15 protein-coding genes and 2 pseudogenes are annotated in these 23,038 nt (G+C 40.6%); 13 read left to right on the top strand and 4 right to left on the bottom strand.

What is annotated here, in order from left to right:
* Together AB6C75_RS11595 and AB6C75_RS11590 are read left to right on the top strand one after the other, a co-directional pair.
* The coding region (locus AB6C75_RS11595; RefSeq protein ID WP_372107827.1) for a hypothetical protein at nt 1-190 on the top strand (190 nt) is incomplete at its 5' end.
* A gap of 35 nt (nt 191-225) precedes the next feature.
* The gene (locus AB6C75_RS11590; RefSeq protein WP_102579782.1) at nt 226-1,983 is read left to right on the top strand and encodes a hypothetical protein; all 1,758 of its coding nucleotides are present in this window, start codon (nt 226-228) and stop codon (nt 1,981-1,983) included.
* A 198-nt stretch (nt 1,984-2,181) separates the two neighbouring features.
* Here AB6C75_RS11590 and AB6C75_RS11585 read toward each other — a convergent pair whose 3' ends face one another.
* Nucleotides 2,182-4,023, bottom strand: coding sequence for a hypothetical protein (locus AB6C75_RS11585; RefSeq protein ID WP_372107826.1), 1,842 nt, complete (start codon nt 4,021-4,023; stop codon nt 2,182-2,184).
* 195 nt (nt 4,024-4,218) lie between these two features.
* Nucleotides 4,219-4,815 carry a tyrosine-type recombinase/integrase gene (locus AB6C75_RS11580; protein WP_016788355.1) on the bottom strand — a complete coding sequence of 199 codons (597 nt, stop codon included), beginning with the start codon at nt 4,813-4,815 and terminating at the stop codon, nt 4,219-4,221.
* Between the two features lie 110 nt (nt 4,816-4,925).
* Between AB6C75_RS11580 and AB6C75_RS11575 the strand changes: the two genes are divergently transcribed.
* Genes AB6C75_RS11575 through AB6C75_RS11560 form a run of 4 tightly spaced genes read left to right on the top strand, consistent with a single transcriptional unit; the run spans nt 4,926 to nt 12,250 of the window.
* The gene (locus tag AB6C75_RS11575; RefSeq protein WP_102546629.1) at nt 4,926-6,629 is read left to right on the top strand and encodes a class I SAM-dependent DNA methyltransferase; all 1,704 of its coding nucleotides are present in this window, start codon (nt 4,926-4,928) and stop codon (nt 6,627-6,629) included.
* Nucleotides 6,619-7,857 carry a restriction endonuclease subunit S gene (locus AB6C75_RS11570; RefSeq protein WP_372107825.1) on the top strand — a complete coding sequence of 413 codons (1,239 nt, stop codon included), beginning with the start codon at nt 6,619-6,621 and terminating at the stop codon, nt 7,855-7,857. The genes AB6C75_RS11575 and AB6C75_RS11570 overlap by 11 nt, the downstream gene beginning before the upstream one ends.
* A gap of 17 nt (nt 7,858-7,874) precedes the next feature.
* A complete protein-coding gene (locus tag AB6C75_RS11565) occupies nt 7,875-9,023 on the top strand; it encodes a DUF4268 domain-containing protein (protein ID WP_102458606.1) in 1,149 nt (382 codons plus the stop codon).
* Nucleotides 9,020-12,250 (top strand): type I restriction endonuclease subunit R, encoded by a 3,231-nt coding sequence (locus AB6C75_RS11560; RefSeq protein WP_372107824.1) that lies wholly within the window; start codon nt 9,020-9,022, stop codon nt 12,248-12,250. Before AB6C75_RS11565 ends, AB6C75_RS11560 begins: the two co-directional genes overlap by 4 nt.
* 221 nt (nt 12,251-12,471) lie before the next feature.
* On the opposite strand, the pseudogene AB6C75_RS11555 reads toward AB6C75_RS11560, so the two are convergent.
* Nucleotides 12,472-12,753 (bottom strand): annotated as a pseudogene (locus AB6C75_RS11555) (IS5/IS1182 family transposase); the annotation flags it as partial.
* A gap of 337 nt (nt 12,754-13,090) precedes the next feature.
* Here AB6C75_RS11555 and darA point away from each other — a divergent pair.
* The 6 genes from darA (at nt 13,091) to AB6C75_RS11525 (ending at nt 20,814) form a co-directional block, all read left to right on the top strand.
* Nucleotides 13,091-13,258: a darobactin family peptide antibiotic gene (darA, locus tag AB6C75_RS11550; protein ID WP_157939742.1), complete on the top strand. Its 168-nt coding sequence runs from the start codon at nt 13,091-13,093 to the stop codon at nt 13,256-13,258.
* A gap of 289 nt (nt 13,259-13,547) precedes the next feature.
* Nucleotides 13,548-15,854 carry a darobactin export ABC transporter permease subunit gene (darB, locus tag AB6C75_RS11545; RefSeq protein WP_372107823.1) on the top strand — a complete coding sequence of 769 codons (2,307 nt, stop codon included), beginning with the start codon at nt 13,548-13,550 and terminating at the stop codon, nt 15,852-15,854.
* Between the two features lie 2 nt (nt 15,855-15,856).
* Complete coding sequence (locus AB6C75_RS11540; protein WP_102579773.1) at nt 15,857-17,095, top strand: efflux RND transporter periplasmic adaptor subunit; 1,239 nt, start codon at nt 15,857-15,859, stop codon at nt 17,093-17,095.
* A gap of 1 nt (nt 17,096) precedes the next feature.
* Nucleotides 17,097-17,762, top strand: a complete 666-nt coding sequence (locus AB6C75_RS11535) for an ABC transporter ATP-binding protein (protein WP_102579772.1) — start codon at nt 17,097-17,099, stop codon at nt 17,760-17,762.
* Nucleotides 17,763-17,772: 10 nt separating this feature from the next.
* The gene (darE, locus tag AB6C75_RS11530) at nt 17,773-19,065 is read left to right on the top strand and encodes a darobactin maturation radical SAM/SPASM protein DarE (RefSeq protein ID WP_372107822.1); all 1,293 of its coding nucleotides are present in this window, start codon (nt 17,773-17,775) and stop codon (nt 19,063-19,065) included.
* Nucleotides 19,066-19,074: 9 nt separating this feature from the next.
* A complete protein-coding gene (locus AB6C75_RS11525; RefSeq protein ID WP_102579770.1) occupies nt 19,075-20,814 on the top strand; it encodes an ABC transporter ATP-binding protein in 1,740 nt (579 codons plus the stop codon).
* A 153-nt stretch (nt 20,815-20,967) separates the two neighbouring features.
* Here the strand turns inward: AB6C75_RS11525 and AB6C75_RS11520 are convergent.
* Nucleotides 20,968-21,933: pseudogene (locus AB6C75_RS11520) on the bottom strand (IS1634 family transposase).
* 738 nt (nt 21,934-22,671) lie between these two features.
* On the opposite strand from AB6C75_RS11520, the gene AB6C75_RS11515 reads away from it, so the two are divergent.
* Nucleotides 22,672-23,031, top strand: coding sequence for a hypothetical protein (locus AB6C75_RS11515; RefSeq protein WP_016790675.1), 360 nt, complete (start codon nt 22,672-22,674; stop codon nt 23,029-23,031).
* Nucleotides 23,032-23,038: the final 7 nt, after the last annotated feature.

Raw genomic sequence — 23,038 nt, 5'->3', positions numbered from 1 at the left:
CAGTTATTCATTAATTGCTAATTTAGTAAAGTCGCTGACAAACTTTTGTCCAGAGGCGTGTTATGCCGCCATGCTTTGGGACAAAAGTGCCTTAGCAAAATCACACTTTCCATTGAATTTGCATTTATTTAAGCCATGCAAAGTACGCTTTTTCGAAAATAAGGAAGAAGAGCTAAGGGGGGTCGTATAAAATCTCCTGAAGATATCAAGAGAGCTAGTAACAGCATGGATAATTTTCAAAACCTTATTGATTACAGCACCGTCGATGACCTGAAGTTTCGTATCAAGTCATTACCCTTTTCTTGTGCTATCCCCAGTCGCAAAGCAGAAGTTGCAAGTGTACTCTTTAATGCATTGATGAACCCAGACAACCTACAGCTAATTTGGAACCACCTCTCAGAGGTTCAGAAGCTTGCTTTGCAAGAGGCCGTTCACAATCAAGCAGGTTATATGGACGGTTTCGTATTCTGGTCAAAATATCAAAAAGAACCACCTAGTACAGAAGACTGGTCGTTGTATCGAAGTCGAGATAAAGATAACGGTGGCAAAGCTTTATCTCCGTTCTTTTATCCTGACCGCCGTTACGGATCTTCACGCAGAATACCTAATGACCTATTAGCTTTTTTGAAACCTCATGTTCCATTGCCACCACATTTCTCTGTGCCAACGGCAATTGTCGATGGTGACGAGATTGAAACGTCAGAAACCCCACAATACACGGAAGCGGAGCTTAACGTTCTTCTTAACACTATTAAGGTTAAGAAGTTAAAAGTCAGTCCGAAAACTGGGCTGCCTTCTAAAACATTGCTCAACCAACTGTGCAACCAACTCAATGAACCGTATCAAAAGGTAACATCACTTGATGACGAATCAGCGAAAAGTATAAAGGCTTTTGGTTGGATTCAAATTCTAAGAGCTGCTCTATGGTTCAAAGAGACAAAGGGCGAATTGCAAATCAACCTAAAAAAAGCCGCTCTTCAACAACGACATTGTGACGTCATTAAACAGCTTTTCTTGGACTGGAAAGATCGAAGCAAATTTGACGAGTTCTCACGTATCAATCAGATTAAAGGGCAAAAAGGAAAAGGTCAGAAATATTTTACCAATGTTCTGAGCCGCAGGGATGCTTGTATAGAAACATTGCGATCTTGCCCACCTGAAGAATGGGTCTCTTTTGATGACTATCTGAGATTAATGGCGGTTGAGGGGCAATTCTTTAATATTACGTTTGAACCCTATAGCTTGTATATTGGTGATTCCACGTATGGCCGCATTCATGACGGTACCTTTCTTACTAATGCTTACTCTCGCTGTTTAATTATGGAGTATTTCGCGACTCTAGGGATCGTCGACATAGCTTACGTAACGCCGGAGGGCGCTCAAGATAATTACTATGACCGTTGGGGGCAATATGACCTAGATTATTTGTCCATTTATGATGGTTTAAAATATATCAGGCTTACAAAGCTCGGAGCCTATGTGCTTGGAGTGGTTGATACCTACATTGATGTATCCGAATCAACGAAAACATCGATCGCATTATTGCCGAAGTATCGTGTTCAGTTTATGCAGCCACCCACTACAAGTGAGCGAGTATTTCTTACTAATTATGCGGATGAAGCTACCGACCAAGTCTGGCAGCTATGCACAAGCAAGATACTCTCACACCTCGAAAATGGTGGTGACTTAGAAGAAATACAATCTTTCCTATCTGAAAGAGATGAACAACCATATTTCCCGACTCAAATTGAGCACCTCTTCAAAACGTTAGAGAGCAATAAGAATGCAGTACGATTAGAGGGGCGTTTTTTACTTTTGAAATGCGATACCGAGTCGATAGCAAAGAACATAGCGTCAGCACCTAAATTACAGAAATTGTGCCAACGCGTAGGAAAAGACCAGTTAATTATCCCAGAGGGCAAAGAATCGTTGTTTAGACAATTAGTTCATGAACTTGCCTATGCTATGCCCATACAGTCATAGTTTTCAATGTAAGGGCAAAGTTTTTTGCCCTGTAAGCGATCATTTTAGAGGTGAATTACTCAATTTCATTCACACCTGATGTTGAAGAACTAGCAGTGGTTTTCTTTTTTCGTTGAAATAGTGTTGGTTCGTCCGCGGTCTTTCGCTACGGGACAAAAGCGCCTTAGATTCCCCCTAAGTCGCTTAAGGTGAAGGAGATTATGTTTTGTTCAGTGCAAGTAGGACTAGTAGTTTGTCATCATTATGGTAATTATCCCTACTCAACCTATCTTGTTCGGCTTGCCTGTTATCGATTTTCTTTTTTAGTGCGGGATTGAGGGAAAGTTTAATGTCTTTAACCATATCGGCATATTGAATGAAACATTCTTTTGGGCTTTCAAGGGTTGGTTTGATTGACATAAGACCAATCATTGAGTTTAAGTTGCTGGTTAGGTAGTGCTCTAGGTTCGCACATAATAAATCCAGATTATCTACTTTGCCTGCATCGTGTGCTATAGCATTTCTGGCTCTATAAATCCGATGTAGTTGTAGCCTAACTTTCTGCTCATGAGATTCAATACTAGCTCCCATTTTTAACGACGATTGGCAGCACTTCGAAAAGCTTAATAGTTTAAATTGAAAAAATGGATGTGCGTTCAATTTCGTTAAAATGTAGTTAGTCTTATCTTCATCTTTTAAGACTCTGTACATATCAATAATATCAGCCCCTTGAAGGGAAAATGCAGTGCTTTCATCCTCTTCATTAATTTGAAACTCAGTAAGCCCGATGTGATTGAATGCGTATATGAATGACTTTAAACGTTTACTAACATAATTTATTGAAATAGATGGTAAAGCTGCGGCTATAACCTTTCCGTCATCACCATTGTATGAAGGAAATACATCTCTAGTTAGGGATTCCAAGGCTGTCCAATAACTCGTAAACTTTGCCTCAAGGCTTGTTGCACCCATGCCTATACGCAAAAGCCTGAATGCTGCTGCAATCTTGTTATGTTTGAAGCTACTAATCTCTTGGTGAGACGTTGATTGAATACTGTCGCAAAAGTGGCGAAAGCTTTCTTCGCTAAAGTGATAGACCGGATTTGGAATTGCTCTTTGAATTGAAAAGGTTTTTTCTCTCTGCGAAAAGACACTCTTAGCGGTGTATTGTTTACGAACAATTATGTTCGATTTCGCTTGAGTATAGCTCACGGCATCTATTACTTCACCCAGCAGCTCGTAGGCCTTCATACCCGCAGTAGTAAATGACTGAGCTAGAACAATACATCTTGCTGTAAGCAGATTCTCAGTTACTTTTGACAGAGTGAATAAACCAAATGTGAAACTATCATTTATATTATTCAGAATGCTGGCTAGTTCTTTACTTTCCACCTTGAAAGTAATCTCAAAATCCTCTGGGCTTTTTGTTGCGGCAGCTCGTAATTTGTCGTATCGCTGTGTAAAAGTAGTCGTTTCTAGATTTCGACATAAAATGTGTCGATAGAAGGAACTTATTTCATTAAGCCCCATTCCATTTGATATCAAGGCACCCACAACAGAGTTTGTCAAACTTAGTATTTTTGAAATTACTAATTCTCTATTGTCGTCATTGATTTCAACGGCTAGTTGTTCTTCAAGTAATACAAATGCGTCTTCTAGATAAGCCTTGGTTAGGTGAATAAACTCTTTCAGCAGAAGAGTTACTAGATCGCTTTGTTTGTTGATTGCGCATTGTTCTGGATTGCTTGGATTATTTTTAGTAACGGATAAGAGTGAAACTAACTTTTCGGTTGTTAGTGCATATTTGCTACTTTTTAATACAGGGTCGTTCTCTAGAATTTCGCTGAATTCGAGGCTAGCGGCAACTCGCTTAGATGGACCACCAAAATTATCACCAAAGTCAATCAATGACAAAAGCTCGTAAGCGCCATTAATAGGGTGTACGAATGAGGCTCTATCACTATCTAAAGAGAGTTCATGAGACATATTAAACCAACAACCTTTAAAGAAGGCCTGATTTATGGTTAAATGCTCCGTAGGTAATGCCTTGTCGATTCTCACTGCTTGCCTCTGGTTTAAATTATTGTTAGACTTATCTTATATTAAAGAATTTAGTCAATTTGTTCTATAGCTAACAGATTGATATACCGAAAGAATGGTCGCCTCTTGGATTGGTGTTTGTCCCACAAGTAGATCCGACCACCCTATATAAAGCCCTCGAATTCGAGGGTTTTTTTATGTCTATAATTTTGTTCTTCATGTCTCACAACTCTCCGAAATCCTCAGCGCATCTTCAATCTCGACACCAAGGTATTCAATCGTGCTTTCTAACTTAGCATGACCTAGAAGTAATTGAATAGCCCTAAGATTCTTCGTTTTAGCATAGATCAAAGAAGCCTTTGTTCGGCGCAGTGAATGTGTGCCGTATTGCGTTTTATCTAGCCCGATATCAGTAACCCAACGGTTAACCATGGTGGTGTAGTAATGGTACGAGATGGGCTGCCCTTCACGGCGTGGGCTTGGGAATAAATAGTCTGTTGGCTGTAATGAGTTTTGAATGATCCACTGCGACAAGGTCTGTTGAGTCTTGGGGGTGATCTCGAAGTGTACTTCCTGTTGGGTCTTCTGCTGTTTAACGATAGTTCGTGACATAACACAACCACTGCGACTGACATCTTGGACTTTCAAGTTACGTAAATCACAGGATCTCAACTTGCAGTCGATGGCTAGGTTGAACAGTGCCAGCTCAAACAAACGCTCCTCCAATTCAAGTCGAATACGGATGCGCCAAATGTCTTCTAGTTTGAAGGCTTTCTTCTGACCTACACGCTTCCCTTTATTCCACGCTTCCATAATGTGCTCCTTACTTCATAAAAATACTCTTTAAGTAAGGCAGAAATCAAAGACAATGCTGCATCCAGTGGTATGATTGACGGAATATTTCTATAACAAGAAAACTTCTAATGAATCAAACAGAACAACAGTATTTGAAAGAGCTTGAAGGCAAGCTTTGGAACGCAGCAGACAAGCTACGCTCAACACTAGACGCCGCGCAGTATAAACATGCAGTGTTAGGTCTAATCTTCGTTAAATACGTCTCTGATGCGTTTAAGCTGCGTCAGGATGAGATCAAAGCTGACATCGCTAACCCTGAGCATGAATACTATCTAGATCCTGCTGACTTCTCGGAAGAAGAACTAGCAGAAGAGGTTGCGATTGAACTAGAACAGCGTGATTTCTACACAGAGAAAAACGTGTTTTGGCTACCTACTGAATCTCGTTGGCAGTTCCTGCAAGATAACGGCCCATTGGTTATTGGTGGTGCAGAGCTAGATATCAATGGCAAAGCTAAGAAGATCACTTCTGTTGGGCACCTCATTGACAATGCTCTAGAGGGTATCGAACGCGATAACCCGAAACTGAAAGGTGTACTGAACAAATCATACTCTTCATTGAAGATTGACCAAGCCAAGCTTAATGAGCTTATTAACCTGATTGCGACAATCCCGTTTGTTCATGCCGACCTCAACAGTAAAGACATCCTAGGCCATGTATACGAATACATGCTTGGTCAGTTCGCATTGGCTGAAGGTAAAAAAGGTGGTCAGTTCTACACGCCAGCCTCTATCGTAACGCTGATTGTTGAAATGATTGAACCGTTTGAAGGTCGAGTATACGACCCTGCAATGGGTTCTGGTGGTTTCTTCGTTCAATCAGAGAAGTTCATCGAGCGTCATGCAAACGAGAAGAAGGTTGATGCTCTTACTCAGAAACAGAAAATTTCAATCTACGGTCAGGAATACAACCACACCACGTGGCAACTAGCGGCGATGAACATGGCGATTCGTGGTCTTGATTACGACTTCGGTAAAGAGCCTGCAAGTACCTACACTAACGTGCAACATCCTGATCTTCGTGCTGATTTCATCATGGCTAACCCTCCATTCAACATGAAAGAGTGGAACACGGGTGTTGATGAAAACGATCCTCGCTTCAAATACGGCCAACCGCCATCAGGTAACGCTAACTTCGCATGGATGCAGCACATGCTTCATCACCTAGCTCCTGAAGGCTCTCAGGCGCTTCTGTTGGCAAATGGCTCTATGAGTTCAACTACAAACAACGAAGGCACTATTCGTCAGGCATTAATTGAGAATGATTTGATTGAATGTATGGTGGCGCTTCCCGGTCAACTGTTTACCAACACACAGATCCCCGCTTGTATCTGGTTCTTAACTAAGAACAAGAACCCTCGCGTTGATAAAGCGGGCCGTAAGCTGCGTGGCCGTAAGGGTGAGGTGCTGTTTATCGATGCGCGTAACCTTGGCTTCATGAAAGACCGCGTTTTACGCGATTTTAGCTTTGATGACATTAAGAAAGTAGCTGACCTATTTCATGCATGGAAAACGGGTGAAGAAATACATGGTGTGGCATACGAAGACCAAGCAGGCTTCTGTAAGTCAGCAACACTTGAAGAAATCACGAAACATGACTTCGTACTTACTCCGGGTCGTTATGTTGGTGCTGCTGAGGAAGAAAATGATGGCATCCCATTTGGCGAGAAGATGGCAACGCTGACTTCAAAGCTAAGTGAGCAGTTTGCTGAGTCAGCAACGTTAGAGGCGGATATTAAGAAAAATCTAGCGGGGTTGGGTTATGAGCTGTAATTGGCCTCTTAAACGCATCTCTGAGGTTGCCAACTTCGAAAACAATAAACGAGTACCTCTAAAAAGTCTTGATCGAGAAAAAAGGCAAGGGGATTACCCGTATTATGGAGCGTCAGGCATTGTTGATTACATTGATGACTTCATTTTTGATGGCAACTATTTATTGATTTCGGAAGATGGTGAGAATTTAAGAACTCGAAATACGCCAATAGCTTTTCAGGCTAAAGGGAAGTTTTGGGTTAATAACCATGCTCATATTTTTTCAGAAAAAGAAGACGGCATTCTTGATTATCTTGAGTATTACTTTTCTGTTCTTAATATCGGTGCCTACATCACTGGAGCTGTTCAGCCAAAACTGAACAAAGCTAATTTAGATAAGATTGAAATTCCAATTCCACCACTTGAGGAACGATTAAAGCTAAATGGTGTTCTCAACAGTTTCAGGGACAAAAGCAGGCTCAATCGTCGAATTAACCAAACCTTAGAAGAAATGGCGCAAGCTGTCTTCAAGTCATGGTTTGTCGATTTTGACCCAGTCAAAGCCAAAATGAATGGCGAGCAACCAGAGGGAATGGATGCAGCCACTGCCTCGCTATTCCCAGAAAAGCTAGATAGCGAAACTGGTATTCCTGTTGGCTGGAGTCAGGGCGTGATTGCAGATATAGCCAAACTCAATGCGAAGTCATGGACAAAGAAAAACCAACCCGAACAAGTTCACTATGTTGACCTAGCAAACACAAAAAATGGTGTAATTGAAACAGTCACAAGTTATGGCTTCAGTGAAGCGCCATCACGAGCGAGAAGAATCTTGAACTCTGGGGATACCATTGTTGGCACTGTACGTCCGGGAAATCGATCTTTTGCATTTATCGGTGATACAGAACAACCACTTACAGGTAGCACAGGCTTCGCTGTTTTATCGCCAAAAGAAGAGTGTTGGACATCGTTTGTTTACCTAGCTACTACCAATGATGACTCTATTGACGAGTATGCTCGTTTAGCTGATGGTGGTGCGTACCCTGCAATTAAGCCTGTAGTTGTTGCAGATACTCCATGTGCAATCCCTACCAAGGATATCGCTCAAAAATTCTTGCAGCTTACAGGTTCAATGTTGAAGAAAGCTCATCAAAACCGTCTTGAGAATGAAGAACTCGCAAAGCTTCGCGACACGCTCCTTCCTAAATTGCTTTCCGGCGAAATCGACTTAGAAATGCCAACCGAGAACTAAGAAAAGGATAATAAGACGTGTTTAAAATCGATACGGAATCCAATCGAATCTCAAGAATTGAAACCAAGCGTTTTAGTGAGCTTGGCTTTAGAGAGCGTGATCATTTACAAGAGTGGTTAGCCAATCAACCTGATGCTCTAGGTGAAGAATTACTGATCATCCAGAAAGAGTTTGATGGCTTTGATGATACGAGGGAGCGCCTCGACTTGTTGGCATTAGACAAAGACGGAAATCTAGTGATCATCGAAAACAAGCTCGACGACACTGGGCGAGATGTCATGTGGCAAGCACTCAAATATGCGTCTTATTGTTCTAACTTAACGAAATCGCAGATCGTTGAGATTTTCCAAAGCTATTTGGAGCGCTTCTGCGGTGGCGGCGATGCTCGCTCTCAACTTTGTGAATTTTTAGATGCTCCAGATCTAAGTGAAGTCGTTTTAAATTCAGGTATCAATCAACGCTTGATGTTAGTTGCAGCTAACTTTAGAAAGGAAGTAACAAGCACAGCATTGTGGTTATTGAATCATGATATTCAAGTTCAGTGCTTCAAGGTAACGCCGTATGCCATGGCTCAAGAGCTATTTCTGAATGTTGAACAAATTATACCGACCCCTGAGGCTAAAGAGCTGATGATAGGTATGAATGCCAAAGAAGCAGAAGAAAAAAGCACATCCATTGAGATTAAACACCGTCACAAAATTCGTCATGAGTTTTGGGAGCGGTTACTCGAAAGGATGACTGATAGCTCTTGTCGCATGTTCGATAATATTAGTCCGAGTAAAGACCAGTGGTTAGGTGCTGGTTCTGGTGTAAGAAATTGTCGGTTCAATTTAATATTTGGTACTAAAGAGGCTCGTGTCGAGCTGTACCTCAGTCGACAGGCGCCAGAAGAAAACAATTTTGTCTTTGATGAGTTATTCAAGCAACGGGCTGATATAGAAGAAAAATTCGGTTCTCCTATTGATTGGCAAAGGCTTGACAGTAAGAAAGCCTGTCGAATAAAAGTGAGTAAAGAGTTTGACGGTTACAATCGCGAGCATTGGCCTGAGATCGTCGAATGGCTAATACATAACATGACAAAATTCGAGTTAGCCTTTAAATCAGCATTGCTTGAAGTTAATCGCCAGTTGAAAAGCACCAGCTTTGAGGAGCAAGGCGTTATATGAAAATAACTGAAGACCAACTAGAACAGCTGTGTATTAATTGGTTTACCGATCAAGGTTACCTTTATAAAAATGGCTATGACATCGCACCTGATGGCGACGATCCAGAGCGTGACGATTACCACCAAGTGGTATTAAAACAGAGGCTATTAAATCAGTTAACAATCATCAATCCAGAGCTTCCGATAAAGGCACTGAATGATGTGGTTAACACGGTATCTTCCCCCGATACGCCCATTCTTATTAAAAACAACCGCGCTTTCCACAAGTTTGTGATTGAAGGGGTGCCTGTCGAATACACGGCTGTTGAAGATGGCGAATCGAAGACAAAGCATACTCACGCTCAGTTAATGGATTTTACGACGCCAGATAACAATGAGTTCCTTATCGTGAATCAGTTTACGATTACAGGTACAAAAGGTAATCGCCGTCCTGATGTTGTGGTGTTTATTAACGGACTACCCATCTCTGTTATCGAGTTAAAAAATCCAGCAGATGAACATGCCGATATTTGGAATGCCTTTAACCAGCTTCAAACCTACAAAGATGAAATTTCAGATTTGTTTATTTTCAATGAGGCTTTGATTGTCAGCGATGGTTGGACGGCTCGTGTTGGTTCATTAACTGCAAATAAAGAACGATTCTTACCTTGGAAAACAGTTGCCACAGAAGACGATAGACCGCTGTTAGAATTTCAATTAGAAACCATGGTTCGTGGTTTTTTCAAGCAAGATTTACTACTTGATTACATTCGTTACTTTGTACTATTTGAAACCGATAACGACAAAATAATCAAGAAAATAGCAGGTTATCACCAGTTCCACGCTGTGAGAGCGGCGGTTGAGGCAACGGTTCGTGCTGCTAATACCTCTGGTCACTTCCTAGAGAGCACAATTCCAGCGCTAGAAAAGATCAAGCAAGGCAGTGGTAAGGCTGGGGTTGTTTGGCATACTCAAGGGAGTGGTAAAAGCATCTCTATGGTTTGCTATGCGAGTAAACTGTTACAGCAAGCCTCAATGAATAACCCGACGATCGTGGTGGTGACGGATAGAAATGATCTTGATGGTCAGCTTTATAACACCTTTGGGATGGCGCAAGAGACGTTAAAGCAAATACCTCAACAAGCGGACGACCGAGATGCATTGCGTGAGCTGCTTTTAAATCGGCAGTCTGGCGGTATCATATTCACGACGATTCAAAAGTTCGCTTTATTAGATGAAGAGACAGAGCACCCTAGACTGTCTGAGCGAAGTAATATCGTTGTCGTTTCTGATGAGGCGCACCGCAGCCAGTATGGCAACAAGTCAAAGATGGTGGAAGTGAAGGACAAAAACGGCACTGTAACGGGTCACAAGTACGTTTATGGTTATTCCAAGTATATGCGTGACGCATTGCCTAATGCTTCATTCATAGGCTTTACAGGGACACCTATAGCAATGGATGACAAAGACACGCGTGGTGTTTTTGGTGAGTACGTCTCTATCTATGATATTCAAGATGCCGTAGATGATGGTGCCACTGTGCCTATCTACTACGAATCTCGCCTCGCTAAGCTTGATATTAACCAAGATGAAATTGAGCAACTTAACGATAAAGTTGAAGACGAGATTGGTGAAGATGAAGAAACGGCAGATCGTGAAAAAGTAAAATCAGAATGGGCAACATTAGAAAAGTTGGTAGGCGCAGAGCCTCGCATTGAACAAGTAGCAAAAGATCTGGTTGAGCACTTCACCACTCGAACGTCGACATTTCCCGGCAAGGCAATGATTGTCTCGATGAGCCGAGAGATCTGTGTCGACCTCTACAATGCTATTGTTGCTATTAAACCAGAGTGGCATCACCCAGATACCGATAAAGGTGCAATCAAGATTGTGATGACTGGCTCTGCATCAGACAAAGAAAAGATGCAGCCTCACATCCATGATAAGAAAACAAAAAAACTATTCGAGAAGCGTTACAAAGATACTGACGATGAGCTTCAACTCGTTATCGTTCGAGACATGTGGTTAACAGGGTTCGATGCGCCTTGTTGTCATACCATGTATATCGATAAACCAATGAAAGGGCATAACCTGATGCAGGCGATTGCTCGTGTAAACCGAGTATTTAAAGATAAGCCTGGTGGTTTGGTTGTCGATTATATTGGTATCGCTAATGAGCTTAAAAATGCATTAAAAACCTATACCAACAGCCAAGGTAAAGGGCAACCCACTGTCGATACCGCAGAAGCGTTTTCAGTATTGATGGAGAAAGTCGATATCATCAGGGGGATGTTTGCAACCCCTGTGGATACAAAGGTATTCAACTACCGTCCTGACTTTGAAACAGACGCATTGCGGTTATTACCGGGAGCGGTAAACCATTTGTCAGGTTTGTCTCACACCGATGCTAACGGTAAAGAAGTCAGAGACGGAAAGAGACGGTTCTTAGATGTGATGGCAGCGCTTACTAAGGCATATTCACTATGTAATACCATGGATGAAACTCACGGTTATAAGAACGAAATTGCTTTTTATTCTGCGATCAAGACGGCTTTCATCAAGCACTCAACGGTAGATAAAAAGCGTACCGATGAAGAGCGCAATACAGCATTGAAGCAAATATTAAACAATGCGGTAGTCGCTGATGGTGTCGATGATATTTTCTCAATGGTTGGCTTAGATAAACCCAATATTGGTCTTCTCTCGGAAGAGTTCTTAGAAGATGTGAAGAACATGAAAGAGAAGAACCTTGCTGTAGAGCTGTTAGAAAAGCTGCTTCGTGATGAGGTTAAAGCTCGGATGAAGAACGATGTCGTACAAGAGAAGAAATACTCTGAACGAATTATGTCGACGCTGCAAAAGTACCATAACCGCAGCATTGAAACAGCTCAGGTCATTGAAGAGCTGATTCAATGGGCCAAAGAGATGCAAGAAGATGGAGAGTTACTAGATAAGCTCAACCTTTCTGTCGACGAAATTGCCTTCTATCGTGCTTTGGTCGACAACGAATCCTCGGTTAGAGAGCTTGGTGATGACAACTTACGTAAGCTTGCTATAGAACTGACTCATCAATTGCGTAAGTCAGCTACGGTTGATTGGCAAAAGAGGGACAGCGTCCGTGCTCGTATGCGAAATCTTGTTCGTCGATTGCTACGCAGATGGAAGTACCCACCTGATGCGGCTGAAGAAGCAATTAAGCTTGTGTTAGAACAAGCTGAAGTGCTAGCTGATGGTTGGTATGCAGCTTAAGTAAAATAAAGGCAAGGTTTTAAAACCTTGCCTTTTGCGTATTTATTCATTACTGATTTTCACATGTAGTGTGGTATTGGCTGGGTCAGAATACATAAAGTAATGAACTGAGGATTATGTAGACCATCGACTCTAAATGATTTCTGTCCATTTTTTAGGTATTTTGAGGCTTTGTTGCGTAATTCAGTTTAGATCCAGAGTCGTCCCGTTTAGTGTATTTCTTAGTCAAGACGACAAGTTTCAGGCATACCTAACCCAGTAAGCTTGTTCAACGCTTTTATCATCGCGTAAGTTTCCCCACCTGTGCATTGTAATTTCTTAAGCTCAATCGTCCTCCTATCAACTATTTAACTCGATACATCGCTGTTTTTGAGAGTGAACGTTTGTGATAACCATACCGCTGTTTCCAAGACTTATTTGAACCTACAACTTCTGGCAACCAACTTCGAGATTTCGGGGGTGGCCACGCTCCCAGAAGCTGAGCCTTCTCTTGGAGGGATGAGCGCTGCCGTGATGGCTAAATCACTGAATCGATGAGGCCAACTGCACTTATTCTGTTTGCTTTACACCGCCTCTTCATCAATCCAAAAGGTCAGAGAACCACGGTTAATGAGCGCTTGGTTGTATTGCTTCTAGTTGGTTGTTTTGTAAAGAGGTGAAGGCTTAAAGCTACGAGAGGGAGTGAATGTAGCTGAGCAGAGCGTAGGTTCTGGATTTAGTTTCACTGAATTACGCAACAAAGCCAAATATAAATTATGTTTAATTTAATTCCATTTCAGGACTCCCAAGGATATTTTTTCGTCGCTGTATATATTTCCAAAAAAATAAGGAATAATTATTATGATTATCGTAGAAAAAGAAAAAGTATCAATTTCTGAGAGATTAGATGCGTTAATGAGTAGTTTTTCAGAAATGAACTTAGAACTTACAAAATTTGATCAGGAGCAAGTAAATAGTATTAATATTGCACCTCCTATTACAGCTTGGAACTGGTCGAAATCATTCTAGAATTCTTAGTGTAGACTGTCAGATAGCCGTAGTTTTGGCAGTCTATATCAATGTGATAAACAAGGTGGAATATATATTTATTTTACCTGATTGTTGTAAAAATTGTCTAAGCACATAGTTCTACCGTGCATTATTACCTTAGTTCTAAAATATACGATGTTTAGTGTCAATGGCAGCCTTATTTATACTTAGTTCACTTTAGTAAGTCATATGAGAAATTAAAAAATATCGAACTCTTTTCTATGATTTTATGATTTTTTCAGTAAGTCGTTTTAAATAGGAATTTTAGATGTTGAAAACTTTTACTAGCCCAAAGACATTGTCTTCCATAACGGGTATGTTTTCTATTTCATTAGGCACTGTTTTACTTGGTGTGATGCTGGTCTTTATGTGGTCCGATCATGATATAAATAGCCAAATTAGCGAGACCGTATTTAAGATAGAGACGCAATTTAACCTACCTAATGGCGATCATGTAAAGAGTTCAAAAGCCCCTGCTGCCTTACTTTCGAAACTTCGTGAACACCCACAGGTTAAAAGCGTCGGTAGGGTTAAAAGTGAATTGGTCACTATCTCCTATGGCACTGAAGAAGTGAAAAGTGCCGACGTACTTGCGATGGATGAATCGGCCCGAAAGATGCTAAAACTTGACAATGACGGTGAGTTCGCAATGAGTAGCAACGGGGTTTACTTGTCAGAGCCCTTTGCAAAAAAACTCACTCGAAGCCCTCGTTCATTGATCGGAAAAAGGCTTAAACTGAACGGACTAGGCCTGTACCAAGTAGAAGGCATTATTAAGTTAGATAAGCGCTCATCCATCAGACCAGATATGATCATCGCTTTTTCTCCCACTTATGATTCTGTCATCAAGTCTCAATATGACAACTGGTATGATACGCATGTCGATGTCTTTGTTGATTTAAAAAACAAAACTCCTTTGAATCTAAACCAGATTATCCTTGAAAATGCGCCACAAATTCCCGGCGCGCCTTTTACCCCTGAATCTTTTATACAATTATCGCAGCGGCCTATCTCACAGCTACATTATGATTTGAACTTTTCTGATGCGCTTGGCCTGACATTTTCAAAATCCAGCTTATACCTGATTTATGGCGTTTGTGGTTTCTCCTTTTTATTAGGCTTTGTTGGCTTTGTGAGCTCAATGATTTCCATACAGTTATCGCAAGTTGAGCGAATTAGAACAATGTTAAGTATTGGTGGAAGTTATTACCAAATTATTCTTAACGCATTAATGGAAAGAAGAATAGCGTTGCTGGGTGGGGTGGTGCTGTCGATCTCTATTTTTAATGCGGGTTTGTTTTTTTTAACTGAGGCGTTTACCTTCTTATCTGTGCTCAGTACCGAAGTTCAGTGGGTCATGTCTGTCGTGATGCTGATTTGTTTTGTAGTCGTTTATGTCACCGTGATCGCTCTGGTGGTCTCCCAAGCGATTGCATTACAAGAAGGCCAAAGCATCTCAAGGTTTTCTGACCTCAATATGGTGCACCTTACCAAATTTATAATGATGATACAGATCGTTATAACGACGATGGTCATATTCATCTCTGTGAGTGTGACCTACGAGCTGCTCTCTGTTAAACAAGTCGATTATGGATACGATATCAAACGCACGCATTATGCTAAATTGAATGGGCGTAATGACAGCAAGGCTCGTTATTTAAGGGATCGCATTAATGCGGAACAAGGTCAGGTTTCCGAAGTCACCAGTTGGTATCCGTTTGATAGATCGGTGAGTTACGCTTCGGTCTCAACCGCGCAACAAACCATGGATGAAAAGATCATACCGGCCAAATATTTTTACGCAGGGCCCAAGATTGTCGACATCCTAGGACTCACGGTACTGACACAAAACCATGCTGTGCCAGTCTTACGTGAAAAAGACACGTCTAAAAGAGTATTTGTGATCGTCACTGAGGCATTTTCTCACTTATTCGCCAATATTAGCGCTGAGAAATTGATTGAGCATACCTTTTACACCAATCTTGGTGATGGTGTAAAAGAGATTCAAGTTGTTGACGTTGTGAGTAACTTTTATCTGGGCAAAGTCAAGCCATCCTTTGAACCCATTATGATCATCATAGATGAGACAAAAGCCAATTATCTTATCGTGAATGATGATGCTACCAAGGTGGTATTGAACGATACTACCTTTATATCCAGCCTTGATGCCCGAGATGAAGAGTATTCAGATTTGAGTACAATCGTTATTTATCTTTTGTTTGTCATCGTGTTAAATATTGTCTTGCTTTTGCTAAACACCATGACGAATTCACTGGTTGAAGTTGAGAGAAACCGGTTCTCCTTGATCATCATGAGGCAGCTAGGTGCTGGATTAAAATCGATATTTTGGTATGTGTTTAAGAATAACATACTCATTTACCTCGGTGCTTCTGGCGTTGGTGTGCTGTTGGGATACGCAGCGATCAGTAGAAAAATTCTAGCGCTTGATGGGGTGCAATTTGGCCTAAGTCATTACGTCATGTCACTATTGGTTGTGGCTGCAACGACCGCCTTTATCATTTCTCTAAGCCTCGTTATCAGTAGAAAACAGTTTCTTGCTGACCTGAAGGAATGATTATGGATTCGGCAAGAGAACCAAAACATCACCATAAGACCAAAATAGCACTGGCGATCCTTGTGTTGCTGGTTGTTATTGTGCTCATGGGTGTTAGTCAATATCGAATGATATCAACGGTCTCAAGCTCTGAGTTGGAGCTAGTCACCGTGGAGGGCTTTCGCACCAAGATCACCACCATGGGGACAATTAAACCAAGAAAATCGATTAAATTGTCGTCTGATATTGGCGGGCGGGTAAAGTACTACATTAACAAAAAACAGCCCTATGTTCAGCAAGGTGACATACTCCTTGAGTTGGAGAACTATGACTACACTTTGAACATTACAGAGAAGGTGGCTCAGGTTTCTGAACAGATTAGTAACCTCAGAAATACCCGTCTCAACCTTGCTAGCGAGATGAAATCGACACAATTGTCACTTGAAGATGCCATCTTCAACGTCAGGGTCATTTATCGAGAACTGGAACAAAAAGAGCGGTTGCTAACGAAAGATCTCATTAGTAAATCGGATGCTCAATATTTGCAAGATGACCTCTCTCGTTGGATCGCCAAGCGAAAGGTGTTGTCGACCTATTACCAGTCTCAGAAAAACAATATCCAACATCAACTGACGGAGCTTAATGAGACCGTTGATCTTCTAAAAAACTTCTTACTAAAGCTTCAGGAAAGTGAAAGAAATTTAGTAGTTCGTGCCCCAATTTCGGGGAATTTGGTTGGTTTTGACATTGAGCTAGGGCAACAGATACTCCCCAAAGAGGAATTTGGATCATTAGACATCATTGATAACTTCTTAATCGAAGTCGAGCTCAGTGAATTCTACTTGGATCGCGTCAATGAATCGATGCAAGTACTTGCCTCGTTCGATAATCGTAATGTCGAACTCAATGTTCTTAAGATTTTCCCAAAGGTAAAACAAGGTCAGTTTCGCATGCACCTTGAAGTGCGCTTACTTGAAAGCGTTGCCCGCAATATCAAAGTCGGACAATCCATCGAAATCGAACTAACCAACGCAACTGAAACGTTGCAACCCAGTGTCCCTGTGAATGCGACTTTCAAAGAAAACAGTAATGTGTTTGTCTATTTGCTTTCCAAAAATCAATCTAAGGCCGTAAAAACCCCCATCTCTATCAAAAATACCATTGGTAATGTCCTACTGGTAGACAACATGGATCTTCTTGGTAAAACGTTGATTGTTCTAGATTGGGATAAAAATTACGAAGAGGAGCTATACATTGAGTAACATGATTAAGCTTGAGAATGTCTATAAACATTTTTATACCAAAAAGCTAAAAACAACGGCATTAAATAATGTCTCTATGCAGGTCGACAAAGGCGAGTTTGTGGCAATTATGGGGAAATCGGGCTCAGGAAAATCAACCCTGCTCAATGCGATTGGGTTGTTTTCCAATATTGATTCAGGGCAATTTGAGCTCAATGGCACCAATGTCTGTGGGCTCTCTCAAAAACAGAAATTGAACTACAGGCGCGGACTATTGGGCTATGTTTTCCAGTCATTCAACCTCATTCCTGATATGACGGTACTTGAAAACGTCATGTTGCCGCTCAAGTTTCGTGGTATTTCACAGCAAGAGCGTATCGCCCTTGCCGAGAAAGAGCTCGAACTGATGGAGCTATCAAGTCGAAAAGACCATTACCCGAGTCAATTATCAGGGGGGCAGCAGCAGCGTGTTGCGATTGCAAGGGTCATGGCCTGTAAACCAGAAATCATTCTTGCTGATGAGCCGACAGGAAATTTAGATGATAAAACAGGACAAAATATTCTCGATATTTTGCAGCATGCGAACACTGCATGTAACGCCACCATCGTGATGGTCACGCACAGTGAAAAAGCGGCAAGCGTGGCAAATAGGCAACTAAAAATGGTTGAAGGAACGCTAGTAGTTTAGGGGGGGAATTATGCTTGGAGATATTTCTGTTAAGGTAGTAGATGAGCCAATCAGTTCGATTGATCAATTAGAAGTGACTGATTTTCAATATAATAGATTGGCTTCACAAATGATTGGTGAAATCAAAGGTAGTGACATTTTAGATGACGAGGAACTTGAGTTATTTAATTTTCAAATGAATAAGAGCTTTGATGCAAAGCCATTGAGAGCAAACAAGTTAGTAGTTGTTCTTAAGGCAACACGTTTATGCAACCTCAGATGTACTTACTGTCATTCTTGGGCTGAAGGACCAAATCAAACAATCAAGTTTGAGAGACTAGTGACAATTGTGAAACGTATATTATCAATACCTAATGTATCGCGGGTTGAGTTTGTCTGGCATGGTGGTGAAGTGACTTTGTTAAGGACTGAGTTCTTCAAAAAGCTTATATGGTTGCAAGAGCAGTTTAAACGTAAAGATCATGTTATTACCAATACTATGCAGTCGAATGCTGTTAATATCTCACGGGAATGGTTCACCTTTTTAAAAGGAATGGGCATGTCTGTCGGTATTAGTTTCGATGGTGTACCTGAAATACATGATAGCCGACGTCTCGATGTAAGAGGACGGCCAACCAGCCATAAAGTAGTAAATGGAATTAAGCAATTGAAACTATATGGAATACCATACGGTGCACTAATTGTAGTCGACCGAGATTTGTACAATATCGAGCCGGAGAAACTCCTCAGCTACTTAACTTCGATTGAATTGAATGATATTGAATTTCTAAACATTGTGCCTGATAACCGTGCTAAACCAGGAGATGATATTGGTACAGCCTATATTAGTTATCAGGAGTATATTAAATTTTTGAGTGATGTATATAAAGTTTGGTATACTTCATATCAACAAAAAATAAAAATTCGTATGTTCGATAACTTTATTGAGGTATTATCAGGCAAAGAAAAAAAATTGTCTGCATGCTATTGGTCAGGTAATTGTTCACAAGAGATTGTTACTATAGAACCTAATGGAGATGTTTCTCCATGTGATAAATATGTTGGAGAGGTTGGTAGTATCTACGGTTCGTTAATGGAATCCGATTTGGCTACTTTATTAGAAAAATCTCGTCATAATAAAGATTCAATAAAAGAAGAGGTTGAATCCCATAATCGTATGGGTGAATGTGAGTGGTTTTCTGTTTGTAATGGCGGTTGCCCACATGATCGTGTTATTAATTCCCGTCATGTTGAAGGCTATAATGATAAGTGTTGTGGTACAGGTAAATTGTTAAAAGTCATTAAAGAATCATTAGTAAAATAATTAAATATAATGGTGAAAACTATCCCAGATAATATTGTTTATGCGAAGTTGAAGTCGCTATGCGCCGAAAAATTTTGGCACATAGTTTTGATAATTATATTAAACTTTATGGTTGTTGGTAGTTCGTTCTTTATAGCTTATACGATTGAACGGTTGTTTGATAGAGAAGTGACAATAGATCGGCTCAACTCTTTTGTCGTCATGACTTTGTTGTTATTAGTCACTTTTGTAATTAGCAGCGGACTTAGAAAAAAACTAGTTTTTGATGTAAAGGAAATGCTCAGTACCAAACTTCAGAGCTTCGCTATTCGACAGCTTATGTTCAAGCCACAACAATTGTTCGATGAAGTATCACCCTCTAGTTTGCATGCAAATGTCGACCATGATATTAACGCTATCAATGTTTACCTTCACTTCATTCTTAGTATTTTTGTTCAAGCCTCTGGCACCTTACTGTGCGGATTAATTTATTTGCTTTCTACCAACTTATATATGACCTTATTGTCTGTTGTGGTTGTGCCGGTTTTGATTCTGGTTATATTTCGGATAAGTCAGAATGCTACGGCAGCTAACAACCGAAAAAGAAATGCATCATCGCTGTTTAACTCAGCTATTATTGAAACTTTGTCTGGCATTGAGTCTATAAAAATACACAAAATGGAGAACTTACTGGGTAATCAAATCGAATCCAAAGCTAAAACAGTCTATATAGAATCAAAAAAATTGCATTTTTTTGATTCTATTATATCTATAATGATAATATTCGGCGGATTTTCCAGTGTCATTTTAGTCCTTTGGGTTGGAGGGAAGAATGTTATAACAGGCTCAATGTCATCGGGTGAATTAGTCGCATTCGTGATGGTTTTACTGTTTATGTCATATTCTTTTGCCTCTATTAGTGATATTAATTCAGTTACACTTAAAGCAAAGAGTGCTATGACACATCTTAATTGTCTATTGCAGCCAGACTATAATCAATGCACTATAATTAAAAAAAATAACACGATTCACGGGGATAAGATCGATCTGATTGATCTATCATTTTATTATAATTCCTCAGAGTTCCCAGCATTAAAAAACGTATCGCACACCTTCTATAGAAACCATATTTACTCAATAGTTGGGCGTTCTGGCTCTGGTAAAAGTACACTTATAAAGCTCATATCTGGCCTATACTACAATTACCATGGCCAAATAATGTTGGGAGAAGTCGAGGGAAAAACTCTTCAAGGAAGTAAACGGGTAACTCTTGTTGAGCAAGACCCCTTCTTTTTTAGCGGTACACTATGGGAAAACATCACATTATTGCCGCGGTATACTCAGGTTGATGAGATCAGACTTAAACGTGCGTCTAAGCTATCAAATTTCGACACAGTAATGCTAAACAATGATCTAACCTTTAACAGTTATATTCATGTGAATGCTGCTAACTTATCGGGTGGCGAAAAGCAACGTCTTGCGATTGCGAGAGCGCTCTATAGTGAACAGGATATACTGATATTTGATGAAGCAACGAATTCATTGGACTTCGCTACTGAGATAGGTTTTCACCAACACCTAAAAGAGATCTCTAAAGATAAAATTGTTCTAGTAGTTACCCATAATCTAAATAATATTTATCTAACGGATCAAGTTGTTGTCGTTGATTCTGGACACATCGTTGCAGCTGATCCCCCTCAGAAAATCATTAGTAATAAGTATTTCAAGCGTATAAGTAAAGGCAAACAACGAAGCCATGGATCTGAATAATGCGTTGGCATATACCTAATCAACTTGAAGATGCAAGCTTGAGCACCTGAAAATTATCATTAATTCGAGATGTTAATCCGAGTTTCCGCATCCAATTCAGGAATAAACGGCCTCAGAGAGTCTACCTAACAATTTTGAAAGCCGAGTTTGATGCTATTGAAGCTCTGTTATAAATCGTTGACCGTTTATCTCCAAGATATCTATACCTTCGAACTTCAAGAAGACCCAACGTGCCGTCGGTTTCGACGTTGGCTTGTTCTTTACCATGCTCGGGAAGAACTCTTCGGTTTGTGTTAATTGCTCTCTGATTTTGTGCTCTAAGCTGGGGTAAACAAGCAGGCTCAACGTCATTATCATTAGCAATGCTTCAATACGTTGTGGCTTTTTCTAGCTCGGTAAACGGTCCTGCCTCTATGAAGTATTGATACCCTGTCGGTTTTTCATTTTTCTTTGGGCGACCAGGACTCGAGAAAGTAGGGACTTTTATGGTCGCGGTTTGTTCAAATCCCAGTAAGTGGCATTATTTCCTGAACTCTTTGAGCGCCAACTCTGCATTAGCATCGCAAGCGAATGGCTTTTGCTTAGTTTATCTAACATATTGATTTATTTGCTAAATTTTCCTCTAAGTTATTGTAAAAATGATATCTTCTTGCTTCGTAGCTTGCTCATTGTGACTAGCAACCAGCGCTGAATAACCTTGCCGTAGTCAGAGTCTATCCAGCACCCTGAGTAGCCATTTCCTATAGCGCTTAATTGCTTTGCGAGTTTGATGATCATCGGGACGCGGGTAATGAACTTTTGCTTTTGTTCATCTAACGAGGAGATGTTTTTTCTGTGTACAAGGCGGCATCAGCGATAAAGTAACGGCTATTTTGCACGTCTTTTAGACAATGAATGTGCTTGCTAGTGACCTCAGCGAATGCCTTGGCATCATTGGTGTTACCACTGAGCGCTTGCATATAAACAGGAAGACCGGCTTGGTCTCAAAAAAGTCGGAGAACATGTGAAGTGTTCTGCTGTGATCTCCGAGTCCATCATTCGTGGTAGGCCGATTTCATGGAAAAATGCTGCAATGAGACCAAGATGAGCCAAGCGTTTAATAACAGGCTGAGTAGGCATATTTTGAGACTGTCAAATAACAGTAATAGATCAAAACTGCCGAGCGCGGTCAAGATGGTGTCGTTTTTTTTACTGATAAATGAACGCTGGATAACACTATTTTAATTATTAAATTGGGGGGCGGAATGACGGATACAATATCGCCTTTCTAAAGTCATATTTTACTGTTATTTCGTTTTACGAATGGCCCTGAATTCCTAAAAGGTGTTGTGACTTTTTAATAGTGTGATCCATTTTTCACCCCAACCCCTTTTAATATGGGCGACTTTCCCTAATAATATAAAGCCTTAGAGAAAGCACAAATTATGCAAGCGTTTAACGAAGTGGCCCTGTTTCCCCTCAATCCAATACCACACACCACGCTAAATCGTAAACGATTTAAATGATTGTCTGTGATGAATTTAAAACCTATAAAAACAATGACTTATGCTTAATAGTGGAGGCGAAATAGAGCGTGAAAAAATTTTCAAAATCTCAACTAATTAGCCGCTGAAATCCCAGTGTGAAAATATGTAATTACATTGAATTATCATTGGCGCCTTTCTGTGTAAGGGATTGTGGTGATTTCAATCTAAATTCAATGGGATTTAATTAAATTGTTATTTATCCCTTTATCGGTAAGGTTGTAGCGGTTTTTTCAAAACTAAGTACAATGGGTTTACATTGGGAATTTATTGGATTTCATTGAGGCTTAAAGGTGGGCTTCATTGACATTCATTGAGGAGAAAAAGCTAAATTATGTCACGTTCTTACCCTTTACAAAGCTCCCTTCGAGGGAAGCTAGAGCAAGATTTTAAGAAGTTCAGAGACAGAGAAAAGTTAAGTGATGCCGAGGCAACTCGTCAGCTTTTTACCTTGGCGTTGCGTATCAAACTGAATGACAGTGACGATGAGCGGCCGTCGAACCGTGAGTTGATGGAAGAAACGTATCGTAGAGTTAGGCAGGTACAAGGCGTGCTAAATTTAAATTTGGCGCATAGCTTTGATGGGGAGGGGTATTATAAGAATAAAGCGGATTCGATTGAGCAAAGAAAATCCAACACCGCTTTGGTTGATAAAAGCGTCGATGAATATCTTGAAGGCGAAAAAAAAGGGTAGCCATTGG

This window comes from Vibrio sp. 10N.237.312.B06, from assembly GCF_041464685.1.
GTDB classification, from domain to species: Bacteria; Pseudomonadota; Gammaproteobacteria; order Enterobacterales; family Vibrionaceae; genus Vibrio; species Vibrio tasmaniensis_A.
The sequence above is the reverse complement of the archived record's forward strand: the minus strand, read 5'-3'. Positions and strand labels throughout refer to the sequence as shown.

Coding starts and splice junctions, on each gene's coding strand:
- AB6C75_RS11590 (WP_102579782.1), top strand. CDS start 226: ATGGATAATTTTCAAAACCTTATTGATTACAGCACCGTCGATGACCTG.
- AB6C75_RS11580 (WP_016788355.1), bottom strand. CDS start 4,815: ATGGAAGCGTGGAATAAAGGGAAGCGTGTAGGTCAGAAGAAAGCCTTC.
- AB6C75_RS11575 (WP_102546629.1), top strand. CDS start 4,926: ATGAATCAAACAGAACAACAGTATTTGAAAGAGCTTGAAGGCAAGCTT.
- AB6C75_RS11570 (WP_372107825.1), top strand. CDS start 6,619: ATGAGCTGTAATTGGCCTCTTAAACGCATCTCTGAGGTTGCCAACTTC.
- AB6C75_RS11560 (WP_372107824.1), top strand. CDS start 9,020: ATGAAAATAACTGAAGACCAACTAGAACAGCTGTGTATTAATTGGTTT.
- darA (WP_157939742.1), top strand. CDS start 13,091: ATGATTATCGTAGAAAAAGAAAAAGTATCAATTTCTGAGAGATTAGAT.
- darB (WP_372107823.1), top strand. CDS start 13,548: ATGTTGAAAACTTTTACTAGCCCAAAGACATTGTCTTCCATAACGGGT.
- AB6C75_RS11540 (WP_102579773.1), top strand. CDS start 15,857: ATGGATTCGGCAAGAGAACCAAAACATCACCATAAGACCAAAATAGCA.
- AB6C75_RS11535 (WP_102579772.1), top strand. CDS start 17,097: ATGATTAAGCTTGAGAATGTCTATAAACATTTTTATACCAAAAAGCTA.
- darE (WP_372107822.1), top strand. CDS start 17,773: ATGCTTGGAGATATTTCTGTTAAGGTAGTAGATGAGCCAATCAGTTCG.
- AB6C75_RS11525 (WP_102579770.1), top strand. CDS start 19,075: ATGGTGAAAACTATCCCAGATAATATTGTTTATGCGAAGTTGAAGTCG.
- AB6C75_RS11515 (WP_016790675.1), top strand. CDS start 22,672: ATGTCACGTTCTTACCCTTTACAAAGCTCCCTTCGAGGGAAGCTAGAG.